The organism is Nocardioides mesophilus (genome assembly GCF_014395785.1).
Taxonomy (GTDB): Bacteria; Actinomycetota; Actinomycetes; order Propionibacteriales; family Nocardioidaceae; genus Nocardioides_B; species Nocardioides_B mesophilus.
Genome location: NZ_CP060713.1, coordinates 3,218,598 through 3,236,388, shown reverse-complemented (window position 1 = coordinate 3,236,388; position 17,791 = coordinate 3,218,598). Strand labels below are relative to the sequence as shown.

Sequence of the window (17,791 nt, the reverse complement as noted above, 5' to 3'; positions counted from 1 at the left end):
GAGCGGGGATCTCCCGAGTTCTCGCAGTCTGCCACAGCCCGCGTCAGCCGGACCGGGGTCGCGTCCGGATGTGGCGCAGGCGACACCAGCACCGTGCCGCGGCCAGCGCCGCGAGCGACGCCGCCACCGCCGTCACCCCCGTCACCGCCGCGACCCGCCCGACGTGTCCCGGTCGGGACGGGTCCGGCGACCACACCCGCAGCAGCACCACGGCCAGCACGTCGGCGTCCGGGACCGCACCCACGGACCAGGAGTCGACGCCTTCACGCGGGTTGTCCCGCTCCACCCACCAACCGCTCGGCTCGCGCCGGGTGACGCGCTTGACGGCCAGCACCTCCCCGGGCAGGCGTACGACGGCCAGCCGGCCGACCCGGGGCCGCGCGCCGTGCAGCACCACGAGCCGGTCGCCCTCGTGCAGCGTCGGCTCCATCGACCGCCCGTGCACGCGGGCCAGGCCGAGCCGTCGGCCGCTGCCGGAGGGCGTGGACCGGTCGGGCATGGGTAACGTCCTTTCCGACGACGGGGCCCCGTTCGCACCACCCACGGGCAGGCCCCGGCGCCGGAGTAGTGTCGCAGGTGGTGTCCCGGCACGACCGCACCAGCACGACCAGACCGCACCAGAGAAAGGACCACCGCATGCTCGCGCGACTCTTCGCACGCACCGTTGACGTCCACGCCCACTGCGACCTCCCGTGTGGGGTCTACGACCCCGCCCAGGCCCGCATCGAGGCCGAGTCGGTCAAGGCGATCATCGCCAAGGTGGCCGACAGCGACGACCCCGACTTCCGCACCCGCGCCGTGCTCATCAAGGAGCAGCGCTCCGAGCTCGTGAAGCACCACCTGTGGGTGCTGTGGACCGACTACTTCAAGCCGCCGCACTTCGAGAAGTACCCGCAGCTGCACACCCTGTTCAACGAGGCCACCAAGCTGGCCGGCGCCTCGGGCACCAAGGGCACGATGGACGCCGACGCAGCCGACCAGCTGCTCGCCAAGATCGCGGAGATCTCCGAGATCTTCTGGGAGACCAAGAAGGCCTGAGCAGCAGCACCACGGGCAGCCGCGTCGATGCGGTCACCCGGGGGCAGGTCATGAAAGACTCCGGGACGACGTCTCGGTAAGGTACGGCTCCGATGGGGTCGGGCGCACCCGCGTCCGGCCCCATCGTGACGATGGGAGGGTAGGACGTGGTGGACATCCACCCCGACGTGCAGCTCAGGATCCCGGCGGACAGCGCCTTCCTGGCAGTGCTGCGCACGGCCACCGCCGGCCTCGCCGCCCGGCTCGACTTCACCCTCGACGACATCGAGGATCTGCGGATCGCCGTGGACGAGGCCTGCGCGATGGTGCTCCCCCAGGCCCGCACCGGCAGCGACCTGACCTGCTCCTTCGAGCTCGGCGAACGCAGCCTGGTCGTGGCGGTCACCGCGGAGTGCGACGAGCCGCGGCAGCCGAGCCGTGACGGGTTCGCCTGGACGGTGCTGGCCGCGCTGACCAGCACGGTCTCGGCCGAGGTCGACGGCGACCGGCTCACCATCCGGCTCTCCCGCAGCACCACCGACGTCGAGTGAGCAGGTCGATGACCACGTCCGGTGGCGAGGACCTGGCCCGGGTGCGCGCACGGAGCGCGGCGCTGTTCGCCCAGCTGGCCGATCCCGACGTCTCCGAGGCCGAACGGTCCTCGTTGCGCGACCAGCTGGTTCGTCTGCACCTGCCGCTGGTCGAGCACTTCGCCCGGCGCTTCCTGAACCGCGGCGAGCCCTTCGACGACCTGCTCCAGGTCGGCACCATCGGCCTGATCAAGGCCGTGGACCGGTTCGACATCGAGCGCGGCGTGGAGTTCTCCACGTACGCCACCCCGACCATCGTGGGCGAGATCAAGCGACACTTCCGCGACCGCGGCTGGGCGATCCGGGTGCCTCGGCGACTCCAGGAGCTGCGGATCACGATCACCGCGGCGACCGCGGAGCTCACCCAGCAGCTCGGCCGCTCCCCCACGGTCAGCGAGCTGGCACGCAAGGTCGGCGTCTCCGACGAGGAGATCATCGAGGGCCTGGAGTCGGCGAACGCCTACTCCACGCTCTCCCTGGACGCGCCGGACTCCAGCGACGACAGCGCGCTGAGCATGATCGACGTGATCGGCTCAGACGACGAGGCGCTCGAGCACGTGGAGAACCGCGAGACGATCAAGCCATTGCTGGAGTCGCTCGACCCGCGGGAGAAGCACATCTTGATGCTGCGCTTCTTCAAGGGGATGACCCAGTCCCAGATCGCCGCCGAGATCGGTATCTCGCAGATGCACGTCTCGCGGCTCCTCGCCCGCACGCTCGCCCAGCTGCGTGAGCAGCTCGCGGAGCCGACCAGCGGGGTCTGAGCGAGACTGCCGGCCTCAGCGCTCGGCGTCGTCGAGCGCCGCGATCGAGGCCGGGTGCAGCAGCCCGGCGAGCACCACGAGGGCGAGGACGGCCAGCAGCACCGAGAGCGGCGTCGAGCTGCCGCCCCGGAAGCTCCAGGCCACGCCGAGCTGGATGAGCTGCGCGAGCACGATCGGAGCACGCGCCCAGGAGCTGCCCCGGGTGACCGCCCAGGCGCAGAAGGCGAGGCCGGCGGCGTACCCCAGGAAGAAGACCGAGGTCGAGAGCCCCATCGTCAGCCGGTCGCCGGACAGCGCCACCAGCTCGGCGACCCCGTAGACGGCCAGCAGCAGCGCCTCGACCGCGGCCACCGCGGCCGCGACCAGCAGGGCCGTGGGCATGCGCCCTCCCCCGGTGCCGGACGGAGGGGAGGCGGGCGTAGGGTGCTCGGTCACGGCTCGATCGTACGCACCCGGCGTGTCGCGGCGGAACTTCGCCGCCACCGGTCCCGGGTGCCCGGAACGCCCCGTGACCTGCGGCTTTGTCATTCCGGACCGGGCCTCCCCCGGCGGGTTGTGACGGAACTGACCACCCGAAAGGGTTGATCTGTCCTCGATCTCTTGCCACTCTGGAGACTGTCACCGGCCAGCAGGTCTGTCGGACCTGCTCGGGACCATCCACCGACACCCGCCAGCAGACCAAGGGGCGGGACGGTTCTCGACAAGGCGTTTAAAACGACCGAACGCTGTCAACGAGAGTGTTAAGGGGCAGGTCCGACTTCACCCAGCCGGCCGCTCACGAACTGACGACAAGGAGTCAACCGCCATGGATTGGCGCCACCGTTCTGCGTGCCTCGAAGAGGATCCAGAACTGTTCTTTCCGATCGGCAACACCGGTCCGGCCATCCTCCAGATCGAGGAGGCCAAGCAGGTGTGCCGTCGATGCGAGGTGCGCGAGCAGTGTCTCGCGTGGGCGCTCGAGGCGGGGCAGGACCACGGAGTGTGGGGGGGCATGAGCGAGGACGAGCGTCGTGCGCTGAAGCGCCGCAACGCCCGTGCCAAGGTCCGCACCGCCTGAGCAGTCCCATCGCCGCGCTCACGCCAGCGGCACGTCCAAGGTCACCCGGGTCCCCGCTGTGGGAGCCGGGTCGATCTGTATCCGGCCCCCGAGCTCGGACTCCACCAGCGTCCTGACGATCGAGAGTCCCAGGCTGGCCGAGCTGTCGAGGTCGAAGTCCACCGGCACTCCGGCTCCGTCGTCCTGGACCGTCACGACCAGCCGTCCGGGGGTACGCCGGGCCGCCACCAGCAGCTGCCCGGACCCGCCGTGGAAACCGTGCTCGACCGCGTTCTGCAGCAGCTCGGTCAGCACCATCGCCAGCGGCGTCGCGATCTCGGCCGGGACGACGCCGAAGCTTCCCTCGCGGCGCGAGGAGACCGCCGCCCCGGGTGAGCTGACCTCGGTGACCATCAACCGGAGCCGGTCGGCGACCTGGTCGAACTCCACCCGCTCGTCCAGGGTCTGGCTCAACGTGTCGTGCACGACGGCGATCGTGCCGACCCGGCGGACCGCCTCCTCCAGCGCGGCCCGGCCCTCGGGTGCCTCGATGCGCCGGGCCTGGAGCCGCAGCAGCGCCGCCACCGTCTGCAGGTTGTTCTTCACGCGGTGGTGGATCTCGCGGATCGTCGCGTCCTTGGTGACCAGCTCCCGGTCGCGGCTGCGCAGGTCGGTCACGTCGCGGACCAGCACCAGCGCACCGATGTGCTCGCCGGTGGGCCGCAGCGGGATCGCCCGCAGGATCAGCACCGTCTCGCCGTCGCCCACCTCGGCGTCGCGCGGCAACCGTCCGGAGAGGACCGCGCTCAGCGTCTCCTCGTCGGGTCGCCGGCGCGGCGGCAGCAGCCGGCGGGTGGTCTCGGGGAGGTCCAGGCCGGTCAGGTCGGTCTGCAGCCCCAGCCGGCGGTACACCGACATCGCGTTGGGACTGGCATAGGTCACCGTCCCGGTCGCGTCGACCCGGACGAAGCCGTCCCCGACCCGCGGGGAGTCGGCGTGGTCGGAGCGCTGGCCCGGGTAGGGGAAGAACCCATGGGCGATCATCTGGGTGAGGTCGGTGGCGGCCTGCAGGTAGGAGAGCTCCAGCCGGCTGGGCGTGCGCACCCCGAGCAGGTTGGTGTTGCGGGCGATCACGCCGAGGATCCGGTCCTCACGGCGTACCGGGATCGCCTCGACCCGCACCGGCACCTCGTCGCGCCATTCCGGGTCCCCCTCGCGGGCCACCCGCTGCTGGTCGTGCGCGGCGTCGAGCAGCGGCCGCCGCCCGCGGGGCACGAACGCCCCGACCAGGTCGTCGACGTAGGCGGTCGGCCCCGTGGTCGGCCGCATCTGCGCCACCGCCCAGTAGCCGCTCCCGGCCCGGTCGGGCAGCCACAGCACCAGGTCGGCGAAGGAGAGGTCGGCGATGATCTGCCAGTCGGCGAGCAGCAGGTGCAGCCACGACACGTCGTCCTCGGCGAGGTCGGTGTGGGCGCGGACGAGCTCGTTCATGGACGGCACCGGACCAGCGTAGGCGCGCAAACCCGCCGCCCCGGAGACCGCCCCGCAATGGCAGGATGGCGCTCATGGAGTCGGCGTTCTGGGACCGCGTCGTGGCGGAAGGCCACAAGGTGCCCGTCGACCGCTCCCTGACCGACCTGACCACCGAGCTCACCACGATGCTGGGCGACCCCGACCCGCACCGCCGCGACGCCCTCGCCTTCGAGGTGCTGGCGACCTGGGTGGCGGAGGGGGTCTACGACCACCTGCTCGAGGGGCTGGGCGACGGGATGGCCTCCGGTCTCCTGGTCGGCATCGGCCAGCGCGACACCGACACGGTGTTCCGCCGCAGCTTCTCGGCCCTGGTGCTCGCCCAGTGCCTCGGCCGCGACAACGAGCAGCACCTGCTCCCCCCGGACACGGTGCTGCGCTGGGGCGACCGGCTGGCCGGCTGGCTGGTCCGTGAGCAGGACCTCCGCGGGTTCGTCGAGGGCAAGGGCTGGGCGCACGCGATCGCCCACGGCGCGGACGCGTTGGGCGCGCTCGCCGGCTCCGAGGCGGTGGGTCGCCTGGAGCTGACGGTGCTCCTCGACGTCATCGCCGACCGGCTGCTGCTCGACTCCGACCAGCGGTTCCTGCACGGCGAGGACGACCGGCTGGCGATGGCGACGCTCGAGGTGCTCCGGCGCGACCTGCTGGGGATGGAGGTGCTCGAGCCGTGGGTGGCCCGGCTGAGCGGGGCCGCCCGGTTCGACGTCGACTCGCCGGGCGACCCCTACCGCGTCGCCGGCGACGTCCGGGCCTACCTGCGCGCGCTCTACCTGCAGCTGTCGCTGGCCCCGCGCCCGCCTGCCGTCCGGGCCGACCTGCTGCTGGTGCTGATCGAGCAGCTCAGGCTGGTCGACCCCTACCTGCGGTCCTGACCCGGTCCTGAGCGGTCCTTGCGCGCACCTTGCGCGGCCCTCGCACGGCCCTGGCACGGTCCTTGCGCAAACGCACGTTGATCGCGCCGCTCGTCGTCACCGGACCGCCGCTCGTCGCGCGAAAGCCCCCGCTCGTCGACGGACCCGACCGTTCATCGAGACCGCCGCAGCCTCATGGGTCCGGGATGTGGGCGCGCTACTAACGTCGCGGCGGCACACAACCTGGAGGTGACCCCTGCCATGTCCCACTCCCCTGCCCGTCCCGGTCACGACGCCGGGACCAGACCCCTCTGGATCACGGTCGCCGTCCTGCTCGCGGTCGGCATCGTCGTCCCGCTGCTGGTCTGGACCTACGACACCGAGGAACCCCGCCTGTGGGGCTTCCCGTTCTTCTACTGGTTCCAGTTCCTGCTGATCCCGATCGTCTCGGCACTGACCTACGTCGCGTTCAAGCTCAGCGAGACCGCGACGGCTCGTGACCGGGTCTCCCGCGGCCTGCCCCGGCACTCGGCGGACTCGCCGGCCGCCCGCAAGGAGGAGGGCCGGTGAACGACATCTCCCCGGTCACGCTGGCCGTCTTCCTGTTCTTCTTCGTGCTGGTCACCGTGATGGGCTTCGCGGCGGCGCGCTGGCGGCGCGCGGACTCCCTGGACAACCTCGACGAGTGGGGCCTGGGCGGTCGCGGCTTCGGCACGTTCATCACCTGGTTCCTCGTCGGCGGCGACATCTACACCGCCTACACGTTCGTGGCGGTCCCCGCACTGCTCTACGCCGGCAACATGATCGGCTTCTTCGCGGTGCCCTACACGATCGTGCTCTACCCGATCATCTTCGTGTTCCTGCCCCGGCTGTGGTCGGTCTCGCACCGGCACGGCTACGTGACGCCGGCCGACTTCATCCACGGTCGCTTCGACTCCAAGGCGCTCGCGCTGGCGGTCGCGGTCACCGGCATCCTCGCCACGATGCCCTACATCGCCCTCCAGCTCGTCGGCATCCAGGTGGTGCTCGAGGTGATGGGCATCGGCGGCACCAGCGACTCGTGGTTCGTCAAGGACCTGCCGCTGTTCATCGCGTTCGCGGTGCTGGCCGCCTACACCTACGCCTCCGGGCTGCGCGCGCCGGCGCTGATCGCGTTCGTCAAGGACGCACTGATCTACCTGGTGATCCTGGTCGCGGTCTTCTACCTGCCGACCCAGCTCGGCGGCTGGGACGGCATCTTCTCCGCCGCCAAGGACAAGTTCGACGCCGCGAACGCCGCCTCCGTCGCGGCCGGCAAGCCGCCGAGCGCCGGGATCATCCCGGCCGCGCCGCTGCACATGGCCTACTTCTCGCTGGCCCTCGGCTCCGCGCTGGCACTGTTCATGTACCCGCACTCGCTGACCGGCGTGCTCGCGGCCCGCAACCGCTCGGTGATCCGGCGCAACGCCGCGCTGCTGCCGGCGTACTCCTTCCTGCTGGGCCTGCTCGCCCTGCTGGGCTTCGCGGCCATCGCGGCCAACGTCCAGACCGACAACGCCCAGCTGGCGGTGCCGGAGATGATGCGCACGATGTTCCCGGACTGGTTCACCGGCGTGGCCTTCGCCGCGATCGCCATCGGCGCGCTGGTGCCGGCGGCGATCATGTCGATCGCAGCGGCGAACCTGTGGACGCGCAACATCTACAAGGCGTTCATCAAGCCCGACGCCACGCCGGCGCAGGAGGCCAAGCAGAGCAAGCTGATCTCGCTGGTCGTGAAGTTCGGCGCGCTGATCTTCGTGCTCGGGCTGCCGAACGAGTTCGCGATCAACCTGCAGCTGCTGGGCGGTGTCTGGATCCTGCAGACCTTCCCCGCGCTGGTGGGCGGCCTGTACACCCGCTGGTTCCACCGGTGGGCCCTGCTCGGCGGCTGGGCCGTCGGGATGGTCTACGGCACCTGGACGGCGTACCAGCAGCCGACCGCGGCCGACCCGAACGCCCACTTCGGCAGCTCGCTGGCGACGATCCCGTTCACGGAGACCAAGGCCTACATCGCACTCACGGCCTTCGTCATCAACCTGCTCGTCGTGGTCGTGCTGACGCTCGTGATGCGTGCCGCCAAGGTGCCCGAGGGCACCGACCACACCCGGCCCGAGGACTACCACGCCGACGCCGGGGACCCCGGGGTGGAGGAGCTCGCCATCGGCGACCTCGCCACCGACACCCCCACCCGGTAGCCCGGTCGAGCGGGCGGGCTACCAACGGGTAGCCTGCCCGCTATGACCGACGCGAGCCCCGCCGCGGGCCTCTCCACGGGTCCCGACAGCGCCAGCACCGAGGCAGCCGACCGGCCCTCCGGCCAGTCCCAGCCGGGCCCCCACCAGGCGCCCGACCAGGCGCACGGCGGCGCCCAGGCCGTGGCGGTGGCGGCCGCCCACGGCGTCGAGACGATGTTCACCCTGTCCGGCGCGCACGTCTTCCCGATGTACGACGGAGCGGTGCATCCCGTGCACGGGGGGCCCCCGGTGCGGATCCTCGACGTCCGCCACGAGCAGACCGCCGTCTTCGCCGCCGAGGCGATGGGCAAGCTCACCCGCGTGCCCGGCCTCGCGGTCCTGACCGCCGGCCCCGGCGTCACCAACGGGGTCAGCGCGATCACCCAGGCCCAGTTCAGCGGCTCGCCGCTCGTCGTCGTCGGTGGCCGGGCCCCGGCCAACCGGTGGGGCATGGGCAGCCTCCAGGAGCTCGACCACCCCCCGCTGCTGGCCCCGGTGACCAAGCTCGCCCGCACCGTCCACCGGGTCGGGGAGATCGCCGACTCGATGGACGAGGCGTTCCGGGTGGCCGGCTCCCCGCACCGGGGACCGACGTTCCTCGACGTGCCGATGGACCAGTTCTTCGACAACGCCGGCTACGAGCAGCCAGGTCGCCCGGCCCGGCAGCGGATCGCCCCGGACCCGGAGGCACTCGCCGAGGTCGGCGACCTGCTCGCCGCCGCGCAGCGACCGGTGCTGGTGCTCGGCACCGACGTCTGGGCCGACGGCGCCGAGGAGGCGGCCCTGCGCTTCGTGGAGCAGACCGGCATCCCGGTGGTCACCAACGGGATGGGCCGCGGGATCATCCCCGGCGGCCACCCGCTGCTGGTGACCAAGGCCCGCCGGCGCGCGCTCGGCACCAGCGACCTGGTCGTGGTCGTCGGCACCCCCCTGGACTTCCGGCTCGGCTACGGCGTGTTCGGCGGCAAGGACGGCAGCCCCACGGCGCAGGTCGTGCACCTGGCCGACTCCCCCGCCCAGGTCTCCGGCCACGCCGAGCTCACCGCCTCCGCCTCCGGCGACCTGACCCAGGTGATCGACGGCGTCCAGGCCGCGCTCGAGCAGCAGCTGCGCCGCCCGGACTGGAGCGCCTGGGTCGCCGACCTGCAGGCCGACGTGGCACGGGCGGCCGAGGCCGACGCCGCCCTGCTCGCAGCGACCGCCGACCCGATCCACCCGGCGCGGATCTACGGCGAGCTGGTGCCCCGGCTGGCGGAGGACTCCGTGGTGATCGGCGACGGCGGCGACTTCGTCTCCTTCGCCGGCAAGTACGTCGAGCCGCAGCGGCCCGGCGGCTGGCTGGACCCCGGGCCCTACGGCTGCCTGGGCGCCGGCCTCGGGGCGGCCATCGCCGCCCGGATCGCGCGCCCGTCGGCGCAGGTGGTCCTGCTGCTCGGCGACGGCGCGGCCGGGATGTCGCTGATGGACGTGGACACGCTGGTGCGGCACGACCTGCCGGTCGTGATGGTCTGCGGCAACAACTCCGCCTGGGGGCTGGAGAAGCAGCCGATGCAGATGATCTACGGCTACGACGTGGCGGCCGACCTGGCGCCGCGGACCCGCTACGACGAGGTGGTGCGGGCCCTGGGCGGCGGCGGCGAGACCGTCACCGACCCGAGGCAGATCGGCCCGGCCCTGGACCGGGCGTTCGCCGCGGGCACGCCGTACCTCGTCAACGTGATCACCGACGTCGACGCCGCCTACCCGCGGAACACCTTCGGGGTCTGAGCGTGCTGGTCCGCGCGGCGCGGCCCGCCGAGCTGCAGGAGGTCGGCCGGCTGACCCTGGAGGCCTACGCGCACAGCGGCTACATCGTCGAGGAGGATTTCTACGCCGCGCACCTGCTCGATGCCGCGGCCCGCGCCGCGGACGCCGAGCTGTACGTCGCCGTGCTGGACGACCGGCTCGCCGGGACCGTGACGTACTGCCCCGAGGGCTCGCCGTTCCGGGAGGTCGCCGGCCCGGGCGAGGGAGAGTTCCGGATGCTGGCCGTCTCCCCGGCGGCCCGACGGCGCGGGGTCGCCGAGGCGCTGGTGCGGCACTGCCTCGACCGGGCCTCGACGCTGGGCTGCGAGGCGGTGGCGATCAGCAGCCTGCCGGTCCAGGTCGAGGCGCACGCGCTCTACACCCGGCTCGGCTTCGTCCGCGCCCCGGAGCGGGACTGGGCGCCGCGTCCGGGCATCGACCTGCTCGGCTTCCGGCTGGTGCTCTGAGCAAGGCCGGCCCACGGACCGGCCCGCGGTCAGCCGAGCCGGTCCAGGAACCGGTCCCGGTCCACCACGACCCGGGTGACCTCGCCGTGACCGAGCACCTTCTCGGTGCTGGCGTCGTGGGCCGCGACCGCGAAGCGGACCAGCCGCCCGTCGACGTAGGCGACGGTGGCCTGAACCCGCACCACGGCACCGACCGGGCTCGCCCCGACGTGCTCGATCTGGACGCGGGTGCCGACGCTGCTGCTGCCGGCCGGCAGCGTCGGCGCGAGCGCCGCACAGGTGGCCGCCTCCATCCAGGCCAGCAGCCGCGGCGTCGCCAGCACCGGCAGGTCGCCCGAGGCCAGCGCCTCCGCGGTGTCGGCGGCGGTCACGGTGCGCTCGAGCGTGGCGCTCGCGCCGGTCTGCGTCTGGGTCATGTCCCCATCCTGCCGGTCCGGCTGCGCGCGCCCACGCACGCCCCGGGTGACCGGGGAGCGGGCCGATTGGCGGGATCCGGGCCCGGTTTGCGAGAATGGCCGCTGGTCCCGGCCGCCTGGCCCGGACCCGTAGCGTTTCAGCGTCGAGGAGGACACCCATGGGCAAGACAGGCCGCAAGCGCCGCGCCCGCAAGAAGAAGGCCGCCAACCACGGCAAGCGCCCCAACGCCTGACCCGGCGTTCTTGCGCAGCAGCGCAGAGACGAAGGACCCCGAACCGTTGCCGGTCGGGGTCCTTCAAGCATCTCGGGGGTGCTACTCGCTGAGCTCCACCGAGGTCGTGGTGATCTCCACCTGCACCTGTCGGATCCGCAGCAGCACCTTGTCGCGCAGGCCCTCCGGGGCGTGCTCGGAGCAGGACCGGGCGACCAGCGCCTTCACGGTCCGCTCGAGGTCGTACTTCTGCAGGCAGGGGCCGCACTCGTCGAGGTGGTGCTGGATCTGCGCCGAGTCGGCGTCCGCGAGCTCGTGGTCGATGAAGAAGAAGACCCGGTCCAGGACCTCGGAGCAGTCCTTGTCGTGAGGATTTCCGCAGCTCATGAGGTGGCTCCCTTCCCGCCGGCGGCGGTGCCCGCGGTCCCGGCGGCACTCATGCCTCGACCGGTCGCGTAGTCGGCGAGCAGCTCCCGCAGCTGGCGACGCCCGCGGTGCAGCCGCGACATCACCGTGCCGATCGGGGTGTCCATGATCTCGGCGATCTCCTTGTAGGGGAACCCCTCGACGTCGGCGAGGTACACCGCGAGCCGGAAGTCCTCCGGCAGCTGCTGGAGCGCGTCCTTGACGTCGCTGTCGGGCAACCGCTCGAGCGCCTCGGTCTCCGCGGACTTCAGGCCCGAGGAGGTGTGCGACTCGGCGCGGGCGAGCTGCCAGTCCTCGACGTCCTCGCTCATCGACTGCTGCGGCTGCCGCTGCTTCTTGCGGTAGCTGTTGATGAACGTGTTGGTCAGGATGCGGTACAGCCACGCCTTGAGGTTGGTGCCGGGGCGGAACTGGTGGAACGCGGAGTACGCCTTCGCGAACGTCTCCTGAACGAGGTCCTCGGCGTCCTGCGGGTTGCGGGTCATCCGCATCGCGGCGGAGTACAGCTGGTCGAGGTACGGCAGGGCGTCGTTCTCGAAGCGGGCGGAGCGCTCCGCCTCGGTCTCGGTGGCCGGGTCCGGCGCGGTCTGGTCTGTCATCGCCTCCCAGCCTACCGGCAGGGCTGGATACGACGTCGCCGCGCGACGGTCCTCGCCGCGGTCGCAGGTCATCGTTCCCACCAGACGGCTCCTTCCAAAGCGTTGGTCACATCTGTCGCAGCGCCTTTGTGGCGTCGCGATCGACTGGTGGGCAGAACGCCTCAGGGGGTGATTCGATTCCCGGAGACCTCACGGACGATCCACTCCAGCGTGGCCTCCACGATGATCGCCAGCGCCTCCTCCTGGCCCACCGGTCCGCGCTTGGCGACGGCGAAGCCGTGGTCGGCACCGGGAACGACCGTGAGGTCGACGTCGGCCGGGAACTCCTCGGGTCGCCCGAACGGGTCCCGCTCCCCCTGGATCACCAGGGTCGGCAGCCGCACCGCCTCGAGCTCGTCGACGCGGGAGCGTTCGGGCCGCCCGGGCGGGTGCAGCGGGAAGGCCAGCGCGAGGTACGCCGCGGCGCCGATCTCCGGGGCGGTCCGGGCCGCGGAGCGGGCGCCGGCGCTGCGACCGCCGCTCACCAGCGGGGTGCGGGCGCGCAGCTGCCGGGCGGCCGCCACCAGGCACTGGTCCAGCACCTCCGGGCGCGGGGCGAGCTTGCGACCGGCCACCCGCCAGGGCTGCTCCAGCCGGACCACGCTGATGCCCTGCGCGGGCAGCGCCTCCGCGAGCGCGACCAGGTCCCGGGACTCGGTGCCGCCGCCGGCCCCGTGGCCGAGCAGCAGCGTGGCGATCGGGCTGCGGGCCCGGTCCCGCAGCAGCCGCGCGTCGCCGTGGGGCGTGGGGACGACGGAGACCGCGGTCATGAGGCCGGCCCGGGCGGCTCCGTGGCGAGCGCCTCGAGGAGCTCGGGACCGTTGTTGCGCACGCTGTTGACCTCGGTGGAGACCGGGTAGGCCTCGAGCCGGCCCGGGGCCGCCGGCACCAGCAGGCTCTTCAGCTGCTCAGGGTCGGAGACGGTCGGGTCCAGCCAGTCGGCGTACCTCTCGGGCTCCACCAGCATCGGCATCCGGTCGTGGATGTGGCCCACCACGTCCTCGGCCCGGGTCGTGATCACGGTGCACGTCCACCGGAACCGTTCCGGGTCGTCCTCCGCACGAGTGGGATCCCGCCAGATCTCGTAGAGCCCGGCCATGGCCATCACGCCGCCGTCGGCCGGGTGGATGAAGAACGGCTGCTTCAGCGGCTTGCCGGACTTGGTCTTCTGCTCCGTGGCGTACCACTCGTAGTAGCCGTCGGCCGGGAGCAGGCAGCGGCGCGAGGCGAACGCGCGGCGGTAGGCGGGCTTCTCGTGCACCGTCTCCATGCGCGCGTTGATCATCTTGTTGCCGATCGCCGGATCCTTCGCCCAGAACGGCACCAGGCCCCAGGTCAGCACCCGCAGCTGCCGCTCGGCAGGCACCGGGCCCTCGGGCTCCTGGTCACCCTTCGCCGGCGGCCGCTGCACCACGGCGTAGACCGGCTTGGTCGGCGCGACGTTGTAGTCCGGGGCGAGAGCTTCCTTCACCTCGACCTTGTCGATCTCGAACTCCTCGACGAGGTCCTCGGGGCGTCGGCTGGACGCGTAGCGGCCGCACATGCCGCTCAGGTTATCGACTCGCGGGGCCGGACCGGGGAGGACGACGTCGTACGGCGTCGCGCCGGGTCAGCGCGCGAGCTCGTCCAGCAGCCGGGTCGCCGAGTCCGGCGAGACCGGCAGGCCCTCGATCCACACGCGAACGTCGCTCGGGCCGAGGTCGAGGTCGGCCAGGAACTCGCGCAGCAGCGCCACGGACTGGCCCAGGTCGGCACTGCGCGCCACCACCGCGACCGCCCGGTTCTGGCCGAGCCGGCCGATGGTCTGTCCGCCGGAGTAGACCGCACGGGTCGCCTCGGCGACCTGCACCATCCGGAGCGCCCGGGTGAAGTGGTGGTCGGCGAACGCGTCCTGCCGGCGCGGCAGCACCTCGACGACCACGAGCGCGTGGCTGAGCCGCACCGACACGTCGGTGAGCTCGGCGTCCCGGTACAGCTCGGCCAGCCGGGTGCGCACGTGCGCCAGGCTGGTCAGGCCGGTCAGCGGGTCCTCGCAGGACAGGTCGTGGAGGTACTCCAGCGTCGCCTCGCTCCAGGCGACCGCCAGCGCCTCCGTCGGCTCGAAGCCGGGAACGGTGCCGCGCACCAGCCGGTAGGTCGTGCGCAGCCCGGACAGTGCCTCTCCCAGGGAGGCACCGTCGCGGGCCACGTCACGACCGACCACGGTGCAGGCCGCCAGGACGTCCCTGTCCGCTGCCAGGGACTCCGCCACCACCTCGAAGCGGAGCGGCAGCGCCTGCCGCGTCACCTCGGGCAGCTCGGGACCCTCCACGGCCGGCAGCACGTCGGCACGACGTCGCGCGAACGAGGCGAAGAGCGGCACCGCTGGCCACCTCCGTCCCGGTCGGCGCACGCCCTGTCGACGCGCGTCCCGCGGCCTTACGGAAAGGGAACGGCGGTGCCGGAGGCTCATGACGCCGTTCAAGCGACTTTTTACCCTCGACCTACTCAAAGACTCTGAAAGTCCCCCAATCGGCCGTCCCCGAGAATTTCCCAGACTTCCAGCGAGACCCCGCAGAGAGCCCTAACGTGGTGATCAGGACAGAACGGCCAGGTCACGTCCGGTTCGGGCGTCATGAGTCGCGCTGTCGCCCGTCTCCTCCCCGTAAGGCCTATGACCGACATCCTGAGCGAGATCGACACGCCCAGCGACGCCGAGCTGATCTCGCGCGTACGCGGCGGGGACGTCGCTGCCTACGGCGACCTCTTCGCCCGGCACGTCGAGGCCGCGAACCGGCTCGCCCGGCAGCTCGTCCGGGGCCCCGACGCCGACGACCTGGTGTCCGAGGCGTTCGCCAAGGTGCTCTCGGTCCTCCAGGGCGGCGGCGGCCCCGACGTGGCCTTCCGCGCCTACCTGCTCACCGCCGTACGCCGGCTCCACGTGGACAAGGTGCGGGCGTCCTCGCGGCTGCAGACCTCCGACGACATGACCGCCTTCGACCCGGGGGTGCCGTTCCAGGACACCGCCGTCGCCGCCTTCGAGAGCGGCGCGGCGGCCAAGGCGTTCGCGAGCCTGCCGGAGCGGTGGCAGATGGTGCTGTGGCACCTCGAGGTCGAGGGGCAGAAGCCGGCCGAGATCGCCGCGCTGCTCGGGATGAGCGCGAACTCGGTCTCCGCGCTGGCCTACCGGGCCCGCGAGGGCCTGCGGCAGGCGTTCTTGACGATGCACCTGCACGACATCTCCGAGACCGAGTGCCGCTGGACCAACGAGCACCTCGGCGCCTACATCCGCAAGGGGCTCGCCAAGCGCGACGGTGCCAAGGTCCAGACCCACCTCGACGGCTGCCGCCGGTGCACGGCGATGTACCTCGAGCTGACCGAGGTGAACTCCAACCTCCGCGCCCTGATCGCTCCCCTGCTGCTCGGCACCGCCGCCACCGGCTACCTGGCCTCCGCCGGCTCCGCGGCCGGGTCCGCCGGTGTCATGGCCGTCGTCGGTCGGGTGCGGGACGCCCTCGCCGCCAACGCCGGCGTCGCCACCGCCGGTGCGGTGGCCGCCACCGTCGCCGCGGCAGCCGCCGCCGGGATCGTGATCGTGCAGAGCGGCAGCTCCGAGCGGGTGAGCGCCGCGGACGAGCCGATCAGCGCGACGTCGACGCTGCCCCGCACCGGGACGACCGGGGACCCGGTGCCGGACGCCGTGGCCAGCACCTCCGCCGGCGACCCAGGAACGCTCGTCGGGGAGCCGGTGAGCTCGCCTGCAGCCGTTCCCGCGGTCTTCCCGCTGCCCTCCGGGAGCAGCACCCCCACCGCCACCCCGGACGCCGCGCCGAGCGATGTCCCGGTCCTTGCGCCGTTGGGCGAGCCGGCCGGGGAGACCGCTGCCACCGCGGACCCGGGCGCCGCACCGTCTGGGTCCGCCGCACCCTCCGCCGGCGAGTCGGCGCTGCCCAGCCAGGACCCCTCCCCGAGCGAGTCGGCGCTCCCCAGCCAGGACCCCTCCCCGAGCGAGTCGGCGCTCCCCAGCCAGGACCCCTCCCCGAGCGAGTCGGCGCTCCCCAGCGTGGAGCCCAGCCCGTCGCAGACACCGACCGAGCCGGTCCCGGTGACCACGAACCTCTCGGCGGCCGGGGCGTCGCTCTCCGACGGCCACGTGCGGTTCACGCTGCAGGGCAGCCCGGAGCTGCCGCCCACCGTCACGGTCTCCCTCAGCGCCGACCCCGACGGAATCCTCTTCGGCGGCGGCGGCACCTGCTCGCCGCTGACCGGCGATCCCACCAAGGTGCTGTGCCAGACCGCCAACCCGCTGGTCACGGCACCCTTCACGCGGGCGACCACCACCGCCACGGGTGCCAGCTTCGACGTCGACCTGCCGCTGGTCATCCCCCCGGGCCAGCCGGACACCACGATCACCCTGACCCTCGTCGCACCCGCGGGCTACCAGGATCCCGATCTAGGGGACGACTCGCTCGTCCTGGGCTACGTCGCCCCGGTCACGCCGCCGCCCACGCCCACCGCGGACGTCGCGCTGACGCTCGGCGAGCTGACCGACCGGCACCAGGTCTCCGCGGACGGCACCGACTCCTACGTCGTCCGGACGGCCGTCTCCGGGTGGCCGGCCGACGGCGGTCCCCTCACGGTGACGCTCTCGGAGGCGGCGGCGCTGGCCGCCCCGGTCGCCGGCTGCACCCTCTCGGACTCGGGCACGGTGCTCACCTGTGAGCAGGTGAGTGGTGACCTGGTCCTGGACCTGCGCGTGGTCTCCGCCTCCGACCTGCCCACCTCGTTCTCGGCCACGGTCTCCTCTCCGGCGGGCTACCTCGACCCGAGCGCCGACAACACCGACGACGTCCTGCTCACGCCGACGCCCGAGGTGGCGGTGCGGCTCTCGATGAGCGACGACCTGGACGGCAAGTCCGGCAAGGGCAGCGTCACCGCGACCGTGGACGCCCCGGCCGGCGTCGAGGTGCGGCTGACGGCGAGCTTCGACGCCGCGGACCTCGAGGTGACCCCGACCTCGACCGGCTGCACCGTCACGGCCGGTCTGATCACCTGCACGGTGACCGGAGGTGGCAGCGTCGACCTCGACGTGGCGCTGGTCGACCGGCCGAACGCCTCCGGCTCGGCCACCCTGTCCCTCGCCGCCACCCCGGTCGGGGCCGTCGACCTCGACCCGAGCGACAACTCCGGCTCGGTCAGCGTCCAGCGCAAGGGGTGAGCCGACCGGCCCCGGGGTGTCACAGCACCGGGGACCGGGTAGAAAGAGGCCATGACGCCGATCCGACTCGTTGCCCGACCCATGCTCGCCTCGATGTTCGTCGTGGGGGGTGTCGGCGCGCTGCGCAACAGCAAGGCCGTCGCCGCCCGCTCCAAGCCCGTGACCGACCGGGTCACCCGCGCGCTCAACCGGTTCGCCCCCCAGGTGCCGGTCCCGAGCGACGAGGTCACGCTGGTCCGGATCAACGGCGCCGCCCAGGTGGTCAGCGCGCTGGCGCTGGCGACCGGCCGCACCCCACGCCTCGCCTCGACCGTCCTGGCGCTCACGCTCTTGCCCACGACCGCCGCCGGTCACCGGTTCTGGGAGGAGGAGGACGCCGCGACGCGACAGAACCAGCGGCTGCACTTCTTCAAGAACCTCTCGATGCTGGGCGGCCTGATGCTGGCCGCCGTCGACACCGAGGGCCGGCCGGGCGTCGCCTGGCGCACCAAGCACGCGGTGACCGACGTACGCCGCGAGGCCAAGCACCTGCGCAAGGAAGCCAAGCTGGCCGCGAAGTCGATCGGCTGACCGTGTCGTCCGGCCGGGCCGGTGCGCCGCTGCACCGGCC

Annotated in this window: 21 protein-coding genes; 12 read left to right on the top strand and 9 right to left on the bottom strand. The window is 72.5% G+C overall.

Annotated elements, in window-relative coordinates; all coding sequences use genetic code 11:
- Positions 1-43: 43 nt before the first annotated feature.
- Positions 44-499 carry a S24 family peptidase gene (locus H9L09_RS15650; RefSeq protein ID WP_187577786.1) on the bottom strand — a complete coding sequence of 152 codons (456 nt, stop codon included), beginning with the start codon at positions 497-499 and terminating at the stop codon, positions 44-46.
- Between the two features lie 137 nt (positions 500-636).
- On the opposite strand from H9L09_RS15650, the gene sodN reads away from it, so the two are divergent.
- The 3 genes from sodN (at position 637) to H9L09_RS15635 (ending at position 2,371) form a co-directional block, all read left to right on the top strand.
- Positions 637-1,038, top strand: a complete 402-nt coding sequence (gene sodN, locus H9L09_RS15645; protein WP_187577785.1) for a superoxide dismutase, Ni — start codon at positions 637-639, stop codon at positions 1,036-1,038.
- A gap of 146 nt (positions 1,039-1,184) precedes the next feature.
- Complete coding sequence (locus tag H9L09_RS15640) at positions 1,185-1,568, top strand: ATP-binding protein (protein ID WP_223164081.1); 384 nt, start codon at positions 1,185-1,187, stop codon at positions 1,566-1,568.
- Between the two features lie 8 nt (positions 1,569-1,576).
- Positions 1,577-2,371, top strand: coding sequence for an RNA polymerase sigma factor SigF (locus H9L09_RS15635; protein WP_187577784.1), 795 nt, complete (start codon positions 1,577-1,579; stop codon positions 2,369-2,371).
- Positions 2,372-2,386: 15 nt separating this feature from the next.
- On the opposite strand, the gene H9L09_RS15630 is transcribed toward H9L09_RS15635, so the two are convergent.
- The gene (locus H9L09_RS15630; protein ID WP_187577783.1) at positions 2,387-2,752 is read right to left on the bottom strand and encodes a hypothetical protein; all 366 of its coding nucleotides are present in this window, start codon (positions 2,750-2,752) and stop codon (positions 2,387-2,389) included.
- A 424-nt stretch (positions 2,753-3,176) separates the two neighbouring features.
- Here H9L09_RS15630 and H9L09_RS15625 point away from each other — a divergent pair, with 424 nt between their 5' ends.
- Positions 3,177-3,428, top strand: a complete 252-nt coding sequence (locus H9L09_RS15625) for a WhiB family transcriptional regulator (RefSeq protein WP_187577782.1) — start codon at positions 3,177-3,179, stop codon at positions 3,426-3,428.
- 18 nt (positions 3,429-3,446) lie between these two features.
- Here H9L09_RS15625 and H9L09_RS15620 read toward each other — a convergent pair whose 3' ends face one another.
- A complete protein-coding gene (locus tag H9L09_RS15620) occupies positions 3,447-4,898 on the bottom strand; it encodes a sensor histidine kinase (RefSeq protein WP_343065234.1) in 1,452 nt (483 codons plus the stop codon).
- Positions 4,899-4,972: 74 nt separating this feature from the next.
- On the opposite strand from H9L09_RS15620, the gene H9L09_RS15615 reads away from it, so the two are divergent.
- From H9L09_RS15615 to H9L09_RS15595, 5 genes are all read left to right on the top strand, one after another.
- A complete protein-coding gene (locus H9L09_RS15615) occupies positions 4,973-5,809 on the top strand; it encodes a DUF2785 domain-containing protein (protein ID WP_187577780.1) in 837 nt (278 codons plus the stop codon).
- A 240-nt stretch (positions 5,810-6,049) separates the two neighbouring features.
- A complete protein-coding gene (locus H9L09_RS15610) occupies positions 6,050-6,358 on the top strand; it encodes a DUF3311 domain-containing protein (protein WP_187577779.1) in 309 nt (102 codons plus the stop codon).
- A complete protein-coding gene (gene mctP, locus H9L09_RS15605) occupies positions 6,355-8,001 on the top strand; it encodes a monocarboxylate uptake permease MctP (protein ID WP_281390764.1) in 1,647 nt (548 codons plus the stop codon). The genes H9L09_RS15610 and mctP overlap by 4 nt, the downstream gene beginning before the upstream one ends.
- 42 nt (positions 8,002-8,043) lie before the next feature.
- Positions 8,044-9,807 carry an acetolactate synthase gene (locus tag H9L09_RS15600; protein WP_187577778.1) on the top strand — a complete coding sequence of 588 codons (1,764 nt, stop codon included), beginning with the start codon at positions 8,044-8,046 and terminating at the stop codon, positions 9,805-9,807.
- A gap of 2 nt (positions 9,808-9,809) precedes the next feature.
- A complete protein-coding gene (locus H9L09_RS15595) occupies positions 9,810-10,292 on the top strand; it encodes a GNAT family N-acetyltransferase (protein ID WP_246456060.1) in 483 nt (160 codons plus the stop codon).
- 29 nt (positions 10,293-10,321) lie between these two features.
- On the opposite strand, the gene H9L09_RS15590 is transcribed toward H9L09_RS15595, so the two are convergent.
- A complete protein-coding gene (locus H9L09_RS15590) occupies positions 10,322-10,708 on the bottom strand; it encodes a thioesterase family protein (RefSeq protein ID WP_187577777.1) in 387 nt (128 codons plus the stop codon).
- Between the two features lie 158 nt (positions 10,709-10,866).
- Here H9L09_RS15590 and H9L09_RS22835 point away from each other — a divergent pair, with 158 nt between their 5' ends.
- On the top strand, positions 10,867-10,941 hold the full coding sequence (locus H9L09_RS22835) for a 50S ribosomal protein bL37 (RefSeq protein WP_371863162.1): 75 nt from the start codon (positions 10,867-10,869) through the stop codon (positions 10,939-10,941).
- Positions 10,942-11,022: 81 nt separating this feature from the next.
- Here H9L09_RS22835 and rsrA read toward each other — a convergent pair whose 3' ends face one another.
- From rsrA to H9L09_RS15565, 5 genes are all read right to left on the bottom strand, one after another.
- Entirely contained in the window at positions 11,023-11,307 is a 285-nt protein-coding gene (gene rsrA, locus H9L09_RS15585; RefSeq protein WP_187577776.1) for a mycothiol system anti-sigma-R factor, read from the bottom strand.
- The gene (locus tag H9L09_RS15580) at positions 11,304-11,945 is read right to left on the bottom strand and encodes a sigma-70 family RNA polymerase sigma factor (RefSeq protein ID WP_223164080.1); all 642 of its coding nucleotides are present in this window, start codon (positions 11,943-11,945) and stop codon (positions 11,304-11,306) included. The genes rsrA and H9L09_RS15580 overlap by 4 nt, the downstream gene beginning before the upstream one ends.
- A gap of 161 nt (positions 11,946-12,106) precedes the next feature.
- The gene (locus H9L09_RS15575) at positions 12,107-12,754 is read right to left on the bottom strand and encodes an alpha/beta hydrolase family protein (RefSeq protein ID WP_187577775.1); all 648 of its coding nucleotides are present in this window, start codon (positions 12,752-12,754) and stop codon (positions 12,107-12,109) included.
- Positions 12,751-13,527 (bottom strand): SOS response-associated peptidase, encoded by a 777-nt coding sequence (locus H9L09_RS15570; RefSeq protein WP_187577774.1) that lies wholly within the window; start codon positions 13,525-13,527, stop codon positions 12,751-12,753. The genes H9L09_RS15575 and H9L09_RS15570 overlap by 4 nt, the downstream gene beginning before the upstream one ends.
- A gap of 66 nt (positions 13,528-13,593) precedes the next feature.
- Complete coding sequence (locus tag H9L09_RS15565) at positions 13,594-14,346, bottom strand: hypothetical protein (protein ID WP_187577773.1); 753 nt, start codon at positions 14,344-14,346, stop codon at positions 13,594-13,596.
- Between the two features lie 291 nt (positions 14,347-14,637).
- On the opposite strand from H9L09_RS15565, the gene H9L09_RS22505 reads away from it, so the two are divergent.
- Positions 14,638-17,181 carry a sigma-70 family RNA polymerase sigma factor gene (locus H9L09_RS22505; protein ID WP_187577772.1) on the top strand — a complete coding sequence of 848 codons (2,544 nt, stop codon included), beginning with the start codon at positions 14,638-14,640 and terminating at the stop codon, positions 17,179-17,181.
- A gap of 51 nt (positions 17,182-17,232) precedes the next feature.
- Positions 17,233-17,751, top strand: coding sequence for a DoxX family protein (locus H9L09_RS15555; RefSeq protein WP_187577771.1), 519 nt, complete (start codon positions 17,233-17,235; stop codon positions 17,749-17,751).
- Positions 17,752-17,791 lie beyond the last annotated feature (40 nt).

Excerpts from the sequence above, each read along its gene's own strand:
- H9L09_RS15650 (WP_187577786.1), bottom strand. The coding sequence starts at position 499 with ATGCCCGACCGGTCCACGCCCTCCGGCAGCGGCCGACGGCTCGGCCTG.
- sodN (WP_187577785.1), top strand. The coding sequence starts at position 637 with ATGCTCGCGCGACTCTTCGCACGCACCGTTGACGTCCACGCCCACTGC.
- H9L09_RS15635 (WP_187577784.1), top strand. The coding sequence starts at position 1,577 with ATGACCACGTCCGGTGGCGAGGACCTGGCCCGGGTGCGCGCACGGAGC.
- H9L09_RS15630 (WP_187577783.1), bottom strand. The coding sequence starts at position 2,752 with ATGCCCACGGCCCTGCTGGTCGCGGCCGCGGTGGCCGCGGTCGAGGCG.
- H9L09_RS15625 (WP_187577782.1), top strand. The coding sequence starts at position 3,177 with ATGGATTGGCGCCACCGTTCTGCGTGCCTCGAAGAGGATCCAGAACTG.
- H9L09_RS15620 (WP_343065234.1), bottom strand. The coding sequence starts at position 4,898 with ATGAACGAGCTCGTCCGCGCCCACACCGACCTCGCCGAGGACGACGTG.
- H9L09_RS15615 (WP_187577780.1), top strand. The coding sequence starts at position 4,973 with ATGGAGTCGGCGTTCTGGGACCGCGTCGTGGCGGAAGGCCACAAGGTG.
- H9L09_RS15610 (WP_187577779.1), top strand. The coding sequence starts at position 6,050 with ATGTCCCACTCCCCTGCCCGTCCCGGTCACGACGCCGGGACCAGACCC.
- H9L09_RS15600 (WP_187577778.1), top strand. The coding sequence starts at position 8,044 with ATGACCGACGCGAGCCCCGCCGCGGGCCTCTCCACGGGTCCCGACAGC.
- H9L09_RS15590 (WP_187577777.1), bottom strand. The coding sequence starts at position 10,708 with ATGACCCAGACGCAGACCGGCGCGAGCGCCACGCTCGAGCGCACCGTG.
- rsrA (WP_187577776.1), bottom strand. The coding sequence starts at position 11,307 with ATGAGCTGCGGAAATCCTCACGACAAGGACTGCTCCGAGGTCCTGGAC.
- H9L09_RS15580 (WP_223164080.1), bottom strand. The coding sequence starts at position 11,945 with ATGACAGACCAGACCGCGCCGGACCCGGCCACCGAGACCGAGGCGGAG.
- H9L09_RS15575 (WP_187577775.1), bottom strand. The coding sequence starts at position 12,754 with ATGACCGCGGTCTCCGTCGTCCCCACGCCCCACGGCGACGCGCGGCTG.
- H9L09_RS15570 (WP_187577774.1), bottom strand. The coding sequence starts at position 13,527 with ATGTGCGGCCGCTACGCGTCCAGCCGACGCCCCGAGGACCTCGTCGAG.
- H9L09_RS22505 (WP_187577772.1), top strand. The coding sequence starts at position 14,638 with ATGACCGACATCCTGAGCGAGATCGACACGCCCAGCGACGCCGAGCTG.
- H9L09_RS15555 (WP_187577771.1), top strand. The coding sequence starts at position 17,233 with ATGACGCCGATCCGACTCGTTGCCCGACCCATGCTCGCCTCGATGTTC.